Below are 9375 nucleotides of genomic sequence, written 5' to 3'. Positions count from 1 at the left end.
CGCCCTGCGCGTATCTCACCCAACCAGAACTACCGGACCTGGCGCTCAACTGTCAGGCCGATAGCCCGACATCACTCAATCAAGTTCAGTAGCGTCCTTGCCGGGCGTGGAGGTGTCCGCTTCCGGCGGCATCGTGACGCCCTCACGCACACCTGGCATCTGGGTCGCCAGGTGCCGGACGATGGAATCTTCGGCGAGGAGGCGTGACCAGCGGGTCATCGGGATGTCGATGGATCATCGACCCCATCAACGGCACCACCTACTTCACCCACTGGGTGCCGCTGTTCACGAACGATCTCGCCTACGAGGACGAGTGCGGTCCGGCCATCGGCGTGATCAACATGCCGCTGAGGCAGCAGATGGTGGTGGCGGGCCGCGGTCTGGGCTGCTGGGTGTTGCCGGGGCCGGACCCGGACCTGCGGTCGGGCCGCCGCGCGCACGTCTCGGAGCGGGCCGCCCTGGGCGGGGCGAGGACGCTGATGCACAACCCGGCGGGCTGGCCGGAGGAGCTCCTTTCCGCTCTCCGCCGTCGGGTCTTCCTCATGCCTTCGACGGGCATGATCGCGGCCCTGGTGACGGGGTGGGCCGATGCCGGCGTGATTGCCGGTCCGCCGATGGGTTACGAGGACGTGGCTCCGATACCGGTCATCGTCACGGAGGCAGGCGGCCGGGTGACCGACCTGGGCGGGGCGTCCGTGCTGCAGGGCGACATGTCGGTGCTGGGCACCAACGGTCAGCTGCATGAGGAGTTCTTGCAGTTGGTGAAGGACTTGCCGCGCAGTCGCGACTGGCAGGCCCTCACCGATGGGGAGTAGGGCCTGCGCAAGGCCGTGATCAATCGGAGGAGCGGAGGCTGCGGAGCCAGATGACCGCGCCGCGAAGGTGGAGTGCCGCGAGATAGCTCTCGGGGGTCTTGTCGTATCGGGTGGCGATCCCGCGCCACGCCTTCAACTTGTTGATCAGACGTTCCACCGTGTTGCGCTCCCGGTAGAGCTCGGCGTCGTGGGCTACAGGCCGACCGCCGCGACGGCCCCTCTTCTTGGGGTTGGCCGCCTGGTCAGCCTTCTCCGGGATGACCCCCTTGATCCCCCGGCTGCACAGGTAGGCGTGGTTGCGGCGGGAGGAATATGCCTTGTCGCAGGCGCAGGCGCAGGCGCAGGCGCAGGCGCAGGCGCAGGCGACGGCGTCGGGCCGGGTGCGCGGCAGCGGCTAGGACCTTCTCGGCCTCCTGCGCCATAGCGGCGATCAACTCGATGGGGAAGGACTGGTCACTCAGGTGGCGCGGGTGCACCCGCTGGTGCACGGTCGGCCCGCGCACAGCGTCCCGGATGGTGGGGAAGTCCTCTGCCCACCGAGCTCGGGTCCGGGCCGTGATGTGGAACTGGAGTCATGACGTCCACTGACCGCTCTACTGGCGAGGCACCGCGCAGTCTGCCTCCGATGCGTCGGCCTGGCTGGTCAGCCGCCAGACCGACCAGCTGTTGGCTTCGCGCGGTGCTCAGGGTGCAGCGCCTTGGGTCTCCGCAAGGCCCGGAGTCTGCTGGAGGGTCACCCAGGGACCTCTGTGGGGATGGCCGGCGCCCCGGACCACCTGGCCGTGACGGGTACGGGTACGTACCCGTACCCTGGTGGGATGGGAAGGAGCATGATGATGTCCGATGCCAATGTCCGTATTCCTGAGGAAGCCAAGGAGCGGCTCGCTGCGATCGCGGCAGCGGAGGGTCTGTCGCTGCGTGCGTACCTGGCCCGTCTCGCTCAGACGCTGCTGACTCCGGCTGAGCGGGCCGAGCGTGCGGAGAAGGCCAGCGCGGCGTTGCGGGAGTGGAACGGGTACGCCCCCACCCATTCCGAGCAGGACGACCTGGACAGTGAGCTGGACCGGCGCCTGGCGCAGGTGACGGCCCGGTGAGCGAAGCCCTGCACATCGTCTTGGACGATACGGCGATGACCGCGGTCGGCCGGGGCAACGTTCTCGCCTCCCGGCTCATCCACCGGGCCCACGCCGAGGCCGGCTGGTTCCTGTATGCCCCGGCGTGTGCCCTCGTCGAGGCTGACCGGTCCCGGCCCGGTACAGCGGAGCACCTGGCCGCCCTGCCCGGCATCACGGTCCTGGATCTGGATCTGGCCGCGGCTTTGGCGGTGGCGCAGCAGGAGACGTGGGCGGCGGCGCACAGCCAGTACGCGGCTCAGCCCACCCCGGATCGCCCCGACGGGGCGGTCATCGCGACCACCGCGCCGGATCGGTGGAAGGACGAGCCGGTCCGCATCCTGGACCTCACGCCCTGACCCTGTGTGCCAGAGGGTGTCGTAAAAGGTGGCAGTGCCGGGTGATGGTCAGGTTTCGCCAGTGTTCACGGGTGGGTTCTTCGCCGTCGGTTCACCGCACGGGCGAGGGGGTGTCGAGTGGTCGGCCGGCCATGAAGTGGGCGATGTCCACGTAGGAGGCGAAGCCGCCGTACGCTGTCGGGACTCCCGTGAGTTCTTTCTTTGCCAGCGGTTCTCTTCTGACCTGCGGCACTGATATGTGGGGGTTCACTCGATCGCTTGGAGGCTTCGGCGTTCCGTCGAAATTCCTGACTTTCTGTCACTTCCATGATGCATGTCGTTCGCAGTGAGTTGAGGCGTCGATGACGCCTGCGGTCGTCCGGTCGGTCGGTACCTCGCGGCGACTGGCGGCGGTACAGGAGCACGAGGACTTCGAGCAGGAGCTGGTTGACCAGTTCCTGCTCGCAGGCGTCCGCGCCGGGATGGCGGACAGTTCCATCGCCGACGACCGGCGGGCGATCTTCGAGTTCGCGCGATTCCTCGGCCGCCCGGTACGGACCACGGGTCCGGAGGACGCTGACCGGTTCTTCGCGGATCAGCATAAGGCCAAGCGGCTCGCGCACAGCACGGTCCACAGCAAGGCGGGACGCTCGCGCAGTTCTTCGATCTCCTGATCGCCCGCTACCAGGGCGACATCCACGCGCTGACCGGTCACGTGCTGGTGCAGCTGATCGACGAGTTCAACCGTCCGGCGAAGAGCGAGTACGGAACACAGCGGATTCCGCCCTCGGAGGCGGAGGCGAACCATGTGTTCAGCGGGTGGCGGGAGCCTCTGGGCGGGCGAGGAAGTTCCTGCCCACCGCCCGGGACTACATGGTCGCTTCGCTGCGGCGGCGGGTCGGGACGCGCATGACCGAGACGCTCAAGCTGGACATCCGAAACTGGCGGCCGGACCTCGGCGACTTCGGCAAGGGCAGCGGGTGGAGGAGACCACCGATACCCTCGCGGCCGGGGGCGGCATCCTGGCCAGCCGCGACCTCGACGGGATGAAAGGCACCGACGCGACGTTCTGGCGTGCGAGCACCCGCGTCCTGCCGGGCACCGGAGGCCGTGTTCGACGCCGTTCGTATCGGGCCGGCTGGCGGCGCCTCACTGCCCGAACCGCGCTCGGGGCCGCGGTCGCAGAGGGCGGCTATCGCCTCGTCCGGGAGCCCGATGCCAGAGCTCGGTCCCTTCAGTCCCTGTGGGAGAACCGCGACACCGCCCTCGCCATGCATGAGGTGATCGCCAAGCCGCTGGGCATGTCGGAGCTCACCGACCCGCGCAATTTCTCCGACGACACGGAGATACGCATCGACACCGCGGGGGCATCTGCGATTCAACGAAGACTTGGTCGCCGACCTCATCGTCAAGCAACTCGCCCTGGAGAACGTCTCCTTCACCTGGCGCCGTGCCAGCAAGGACACCCACGCCATCGTCAAGAAACGCCAGACCCCGCCCAAGACGCTGCGCCTGTCCGACCCCGGCGTGCGCGAGCTCCTCACGAAGATGCCCGAGTCCGCCCCGCTGATCGGCCTCGGGGCGAGCAAGAAGAAGATCTCCGCCGACCTCGACGCGGACATTCCGCACGTCCTGATCCCCGCACGATCCGGCCGCGGCAAGTCGACCATCATGCGCACCATCTGCTGCCAGTTCGTCCACAACGGCGCGCACGCCTTCGTCCTGGACTACAAGCGGATCTCCCACACCTGGGCCCGCGGGGTGCCCGGCGTCACCTACTGCCTCGACATCGCCGAGATCCACGACGCCCTGATCCACCTTGCACAGGAAGGCCGGCACAGGATCCGCCTCGCGGAGCAGCCGGCCGACGACATCCTCGAGCGCGAGCCGTGGCGGGTCGGACCGAGGCTCGTGATCCTCCTCGAAGAGGTCAACGCGACCATGGCGCAGCTCTAGCGGTACTGGGCGAGGATCCGCGAGTCCGGCGACCCGAAGAGTTCCCGGCCGTCGACGCGCTCGCCGAGATCCTCTTCATGGGCCGCCAGGTCCGCCTCCACGTCCTCCTGGTCGCCCAGTCCGCCACCGCCCGCGCCATCGGCAGCCCGGAGATGCGCGAGAACTTCGCCACCCGCATCCTCGTCCGCTACACCCCCCTCCCAGCGGGGGGTATCCCCCGAAAGGCTTGGGAGCTGCCACTACTGCGCGGGAAGTGGGTCGCGGGCGATGATCCATCTCAGTTTGCTGTAAGCAAGTTGAGGGGCAGAGAGCGTGGCTACGCAGCGGAAGTACACCAGTCGACGGGGACTGCTGGCGACGGCGGCGTTCGCGATGGGGGCGGTCCTCGTCCCCGGGGCGGCTCAGGCCGCCCCGGCTGACACGGTCGGCGCAAAGCGGAACCCGGTCCGCGCACTGGAGCAGGCGGCCCACCCGCTGCGATCGACCGAACCCGGTCGGAACACGACCGACCTTCGGGCCCTCGGAGCGATGATCGGCGACGCCAAGGTGGTCGGCCTCGGCGAGGCCACCCACGGCTCGCACGAGTTCTTCGCCATGAAGGAGCGGGTCTTCCGCTACCTGGTCGAGGAGAAAGGGTTCACCACCTTCGCCCTGGAGGTGAGCTGGTCCGCGGGCCTCCAGATCGACGAGTATGTCCACACCGGCAAGGGCGAGGCCCGACAGATCGCCAAGGAGACGCTCGCCAACTCGCCGTGGGACCGTGAGGAGTTCGTCAGCCTCATCAAGTGGATGCGCAACTACAACCGCAACCACCCAGACCGCATGGCCCACTTCATGGGTGACGACATCGGCGCCCCCGCGGTGAGCGACGCGTTCTTCGGCCGGGTCACCGACTATGTGAAGCAGAACCACCCGGGGACGCTGCCGCAACTCAACAAGCTCTACACCGGACTGCGCCCGATCGATGACGTCTTCGCCTATCTGAAGAAGCCGCTCGTGGAACGCCAACGGCTCGCCACTCAGGCACAGCGGGCCCTGGAGCTGATCAGCGGTCTGAAGGGCTCCGGCGGCGACGCGTTCGACTGGGCCGAGCAGAACGCCCGCTCCATCGCCCAGACCACCAAGTTCCTCACCCTCAACCCCGAGGACCCGGAGTCGAACGCCGCTGCCCAGCGCTTCCGTGACGAGGTGATGGCCCAGAACGTCTCCTGGTGGCAGCGGCGCACCGGCCAGAAGGTGCTGTTGTCCGCCCACAACGACCACGTCGCCTACGTCGCCAGCAATCCCGAGGCGTACTCCAAGACGCAGGGATCGTTCCTGCGCGACACCATGGGCAAGAACTACCTCCCCATCGGCTTCACCTTCAACCAGGGCTCCTTCCTGTCGAAGGACGCCGCGCTGGGCGGCGAGTGGAAGAAGTTCACCGTCCCCGCCGCCAAGCCCGGCTCAAACGAGGCCACCCTCGACAAGGTCCGCTACCGGAACTTCTACCTCGACGCCCGCAACGCCCCGGCCCCCGTGCGCGCCTGGCTGAACACCGCCCGGCCCACGCTCAACGTCGGCACGCAGTTCCCCGAGGAGCCGCGCGACACTGCGATCGCCAAGTCCTTCGACGTCCTCATCCACCTCCACGAGGTCCGGGAGGCCGACAAGCTGAAGCGGTGACGGCCCAACCCCTACGAGCTGCCCGAAGCCTCCCCGCCGTGCGTGGCGACCGCCACGCCATCCGCTCGCCGTGCCGCTGACCAGTGGAAACAGAGTTGAGCCCAGTTCCTCTCGGGAGATGCCTGAGCGACTGCGGATCCGTCCGGGAGACCGTGGCCGAGGCGATGGCCGAGATGTCAGTGGGCCCATCCACGGGACCAGGGGCCGGCTGGAAAAGGCGGGTCTGGTCCTCCCGGCGGGACGTCACCTCACGGTACGCGCGCCAGGTGGCCGTGGATACAGACATGCGGGGATCCTCTCCTACCGGGTGTGTGGGGCGCGGACGATGGCCCCTCCAGCATCACCTCCGTACGGCGCGCCACGGTAACACCAGGTGCGAAAACCCGCGTCTGCGCGGACATCAGGGGCCCTGGTTCGTCGGAGTGAATGAAGAGGAAGCAGACCGGCGACGCAGTGCTGCTCGGCCAGCTCGTCCACAACCTTGTGTCCAACGCCGTACGCCACAACCACCCCGGCGGCTCCATCCGGATCACCACGACCCGCACCGCTGCCCGCAGCAGCATCGAGGTGCACAACACCGGGCCTGCCGTGACAACCGACGACGTGGACGACCTGTTCCAGCCGTTCCGGCGCGGCACCAGCCCTGCCGAAACGGCTCATGCCTCGGTCTTGTCGCACTGCTGCGCTCCGGCGTACAACGGTGCGGGCCCAGGCCGTGCATCGGCCCGGGCCTGCATGCCTATCACGCGATCTGACGACTCGTCGTCGGGGAAGGGGCGAGACCGTGGCTGAGCAAGGACGCTTCCGGTGCGGTCGGTGCGGATACACCACCGACTGGTTCGATGAGGGGGAGGAACAGGCTGGCGCAGAGGAGATCCACTACCACTCGGCCACCGAGCACCCTGAGGAAGTGGCCGAGATCAAGGACATGCCGCCCGGTCCTGCGCGCCAGCGGCGCATCCAGGCGCTTGAAAAATTGGAAGTGCGTGGCAGGCCGAGCGGTGGCAGCAGTGGTGGATGCCTCATGCTGGTGCTCGCCACGGTGAGCAGCGTCATCGCGGGTCTGTGGGCATACGTTGCCGCCTTGTAGACAACGGCCGATCCGCCTGGAGCATGCCGACCTTGACTCGGACTGAGGCGACGGTGCCTCACCGGCCGCTTCGCGGCCGGCCCCCACCCCTGTACTTCGTGAGGGGAGGTTCCTGGATGGGCAGGTCGCGCTGCTATCCGTCCGACACCTTCGACGACGAATGGGTCCTCATCGAGGCCCTGCTGCCGCCCCCGGCCTGCGAGACCCCGACGGGGGGACGTCCGGAGAAGCACTCCCGGCGCGAAATCGTCGACGCGATCCGCTACGTCGTCGACACCGGCTGCAAGTGGAGGGCCCTGCCCAAGAACTTCCCGCCCTGGCGCACCTGTTACGGCTTCATGGCCCGCTGGGCCGCTTGTGGGGTGGTCGGGCAGATCCGCGACCAGCTGCGCAGGCGCGTCCGCCGCGAGATGGGCCGGGCACCGGGAGCGGTCGCCACGGTGATCGACTCCCAGTCGGTCCGGGCCGCGGAGACCGTCGGGCGCGACTCGCGCGGCTATGACGGCGCGGAGAGGATCAACGGGCGCAAGCGGCACCTGGTCGTGGACACCAAGGGCCTGCCGCTGTTCGTGATGGTCACCCCGGCCGACATGACCGACCGCGACGCGGCCAAGGAGGTCTTGTTCCGGCTGCGGCTGATGCACCCCGAGATCACGATCGTCTGGGCCGACTCCGCCTACGCCGGACAGCTCGTGACCTGGTCGAAGTCCCGGCTGGGTCTGACCGTGAAGACGGTCAGCCGGCCGAAGGACGCCAGCGGGTTCGTCGTCCTGCCCCGTCGCTGGGTCGTCGAACGCTCGCTTGCCTGGATCATGCACGCTCGCCAGCACGCACGCGACTACGAACGCCTCATCCAGCACTCGGAATCACTGATCACCTGGGCGGCGATCACCATCATGACCAGGCGCCTCACCCGCCGAAGCTCCCGCAGGAACGGACCGCCGGCACCCCGCGAACTGGTCCGTGACTGACCGGCTCCAAGGACAGCGTGCTCTCCTTGCCCCTGACCCGCCCCACCCCCGGGAAGACCACTGTCCCAGCGCCAACTCACGGCCCCAGTCACCGACCACCCACGACATGAGAAAAGGGTGCGAACCGGGACGGTATCTGTCCGGTCCGCGCGTCGATGGCGTTCAGTCTGTCCAGGTGGGTCGAGAAAAAGGCGATGCCGTTCCAAAGGACGGGGACGGTGCCGCCTCTGGAGCCCAAGTGTCGCTTCCAACGCCGGATGCCGGTGGCTAGATCGATGGCATACAGGTAATTCATGTCCCGGCCGGAGATAACCCAGCCCGAGGTGCCGCTGAGGGCGACAGCCGAGGCGCCATTGGGGTTGGTCGACTGCCAGCGGATTTCGCCGCTGGCCGCGTCGACGGCGTAGGAGGCCGCCCTGCGCGTCCGGGAGTACGGTGGCCTTTTCGTGCCGAAGTACACAGTATCGCCCAGAACCGAGACACATTCCTCAATGAGTCCCTCGTATGCCCGGGCCCACAGGACCTCGCCGTCTTCCGCGGCATACGCGAACAGCGTCGACTGGACGGCGGCGTAGACAACCCCGTCCCCGACGCACGGGGTATTGGACGCATACACCAAATCGCTGCCGCTCTTTGCCCGCCACAGGCGGTCGCCCGTGGCGGCGTCGAATGCGGTCAGGTCGCCGACTTCACTGGTGCGGAAGATCCGTCCGTCGGCGAGGGCAGGATGGGTCAAGGAACGGTCGAAGACGTCGGTTCTCCAGAGCAATTCACCGCTGCCGAGGTCCAACGCGAACAAAGTCGAAGGGTTGGCACCGCGGTTGTACAACCAGGCGGAGTCCACCCCGTACACCACACCGTTGTCAGCCACCAGTCGTACCGGACTGCCACGGCGGTAGCGCCAGTGCTCCTGACCGTCCTCGGCACCGAGCGCGTACAGCGTCCCTATTTCGTCGGTGACACAGACAACGCCGTCACTGACCACGGGAGAGGTGTAGCCCATCCGCTCTCCGGTCGCGGTGCTCCAGCGCACGGTTCCCGTCACAGCGGACAGTGCGTAGCAGACGCCGTCCTGGGAGCAGACGTACACCGTGCCGTCACAGACGGTCGGCGACAGAAGGGCCTTGTGTCTTCCGGCCCGGAACTGCCAGGTCCGGAAATCCTGGGGGACTGTCCCCTCGGAGTAGACCCCGTTCCGGGTCGGCCCGCCCTGCAGCATCGCCGTTGAACTCGTCATCGCCCCTCATCTCCTGGCTATCACGTGTGGTCAGTTCTCGTGCGGCGAATTTGGGTGCGCGACACCACTGCGCCGATGTTCTTCCCGCAGCCTCCGCCTAGGACTTGTCCGGTCGATCATGTGCGAAGCCAGATGACGAGTGCTGCTGCGGTGGCGGTGCCGAGGTAGACGTAGCCTCGTTTGTCGTATCT

At 67.7% G+C, this 9375-nt stretch carries 10 protein-coding genes and 1 pseudogene; 9 read left to right on the top strand and 2 right to left on the bottom strand.

Annotated features, from left to right (window positions below; all coding sequences use genetic code 11):
- Window positions 1-203: 203 nt before the first annotated feature.
- Complete coding sequence (locus tag ACFYY6_RS37985; RefSeq protein WP_388653838.1) at window positions 204-815, top strand: inositol monophosphatase family protein; 612 nt, start codon at window positions 204-206, stop codon at window positions 813-815.
- 19 nt (window positions 816-834) lie between these two features.
- Here the strand turns inward: ACFYY6_RS37985 and ACFYY6_RS37980 are convergent.
- Window positions 835-1203: pseudogene (locus ACFYY6_RS37980) on the bottom strand (transposase); the annotation flags it as partial.
- A 448-nt stretch (window positions 1204-1651) separates the two neighbouring features.
- Here ACFYY6_RS37980 and ACFYY6_RS37975 point away from each other — a divergent pair.
- The 8 genes from ACFYY6_RS37975 to ACFYY6_RS37940 all read left to right on the top strand — a co-directional run bounded on the left by ACFYY6_RS37975 (window position 1652) and on the right by ACFYY6_RS37940 (window position 7947).
- Complete coding sequence (locus tag ACFYY6_RS37975) at window positions 1652-1909, top strand: hypothetical protein (RefSeq protein ID WP_351521721.1); 258 nt, start codon at window positions 1652-1654, stop codon at window positions 1907-1909.
- A complete protein-coding gene (locus ACFYY6_RS37970; RefSeq protein ID WP_389197713.1) occupies window positions 1906-2286 on the top strand; it encodes a hypothetical protein in 381 nt (126 codons plus the stop codon). Before ACFYY6_RS37975 ends, ACFYY6_RS37970 begins: the two co-directional genes overlap by 4 nt.
- 341 nt (window positions 2287-2627) lie before the next feature.
- Window positions 2628-2939 (top strand): integrase, encoded by a 312-nt coding sequence (locus ACFYY6_RS37965; protein WP_386610788.1) that lies wholly within the window; start codon window positions 2628-2630, stop codon window positions 2937-2939.
- 715 nt (window positions 2940-3654) lie between these two features.
- Window positions 3655-4221 (top strand): helicase HerA domain-containing protein, encoded by a 567-nt coding sequence (locus tag ACFYY6_RS37960; protein WP_388653833.1) that lies wholly within the window; start codon window positions 3655-3657, stop codon window positions 4219-4221.
- Window positions 4222-4533: 312 nt separating this feature from the next.
- Window positions 4534-5886: an erythromycin esterase family protein gene (locus ACFYY6_RS37955; RefSeq protein ID WP_386610792.1), complete on the top strand. Its 1353-nt coding sequence runs from the start codon at window positions 4534-4536 to the stop codon at window positions 5884-5886.
- 426 nt (window positions 5887-6312) lie between these two features.
- A complete protein-coding gene (locus ACFYY6_RS37950; protein ID WP_386610794.1) occupies window positions 6313-6678 on the top strand; it encodes a sensor histidine kinase in 366 nt (121 codons plus the stop codon).
- Window positions 6671-6976, top strand: coding sequence for a hypothetical protein (locus ACFYY6_RS37945; protein ID WP_386610796.1), 306 nt, complete (start codon window positions 6671-6673; stop codon window positions 6974-6976). Before ACFYY6_RS37950 ends, ACFYY6_RS37945 begins: the two co-directional genes overlap by 8 nt.
- Window positions 6977-7092: 116 nt before the next feature.
- Complete coding sequence (locus ACFYY6_RS37940; RefSeq protein WP_386610798.1) at window positions 7093-7947, top strand: IS5 family transposase; 855 nt, start codon at window positions 7093-7095, stop codon at window positions 7945-7947.
- An 88-nt stretch (window positions 7948-8035) separates the two neighbouring features.
- Here the strand turns inward: ACFYY6_RS37940 and ACFYY6_RS37935 are convergent, their stop codons facing one another.
- Window positions 8036-9184, bottom strand: a complete 1149-nt coding sequence (locus ACFYY6_RS37935) for a PQQ-binding-like beta-propeller repeat protein (protein ID WP_386610800.1) — start codon at window positions 9182-9184, stop codon at window positions 8036-8038.
- Window positions 9185-9375: the final 191 nt, after the last annotated feature.

This window comes from Streptomyces sp. NPDC001750 (assembly GCF_042892615.1).
GTDB lineage: Bacteria > Actinomycetota > Actinomycetes > Streptomycetales > Streptomycetaceae > Streptomyces.
Note: the sequence above shows the minus strand (reverse complement) of the source record. Positions and strands in the feature narration are given on the sequence as shown.

Excerpts from the sequence above, each read along its gene's own strand:
- ACFYY6_RS37975 (WP_351521721.1), top strand. The coding sequence starts at position 1,652 with ATGTCCGATGCCAATGTCCGTATTCCTGAGGAAGCCAAGGAGCGGCTC.
- ACFYY6_RS37965 (WP_386610788.1), top strand. The coding sequence starts at position 2,628 with ATGACGCCTGCGGTCGTCCGGTCGGTCGGTACCTCGCGGCGACTGGCG.
- ACFYY6_RS37940 (WP_386610798.1), top strand. The coding sequence starts at position 7,093 with ATGGGCAGGTCGCGCTGCTATCCGTCCGACACCTTCGACGACGAATGG.
- ACFYY6_RS37950 (WP_386610794.1), top strand. The coding sequence starts at position 6,313 with ATGAAGAGGAAGCAGACCGGCGACGCAGTGCTGCTCGGCCAGCTCGTC.
- ACFYY6_RS37935 (WP_386610800.1), bottom strand. The coding sequence starts at position 9,184 with ATGACGAGTTCAACGGCGATGCTGCAGGGCGGGCCGACCCGGAACGGG.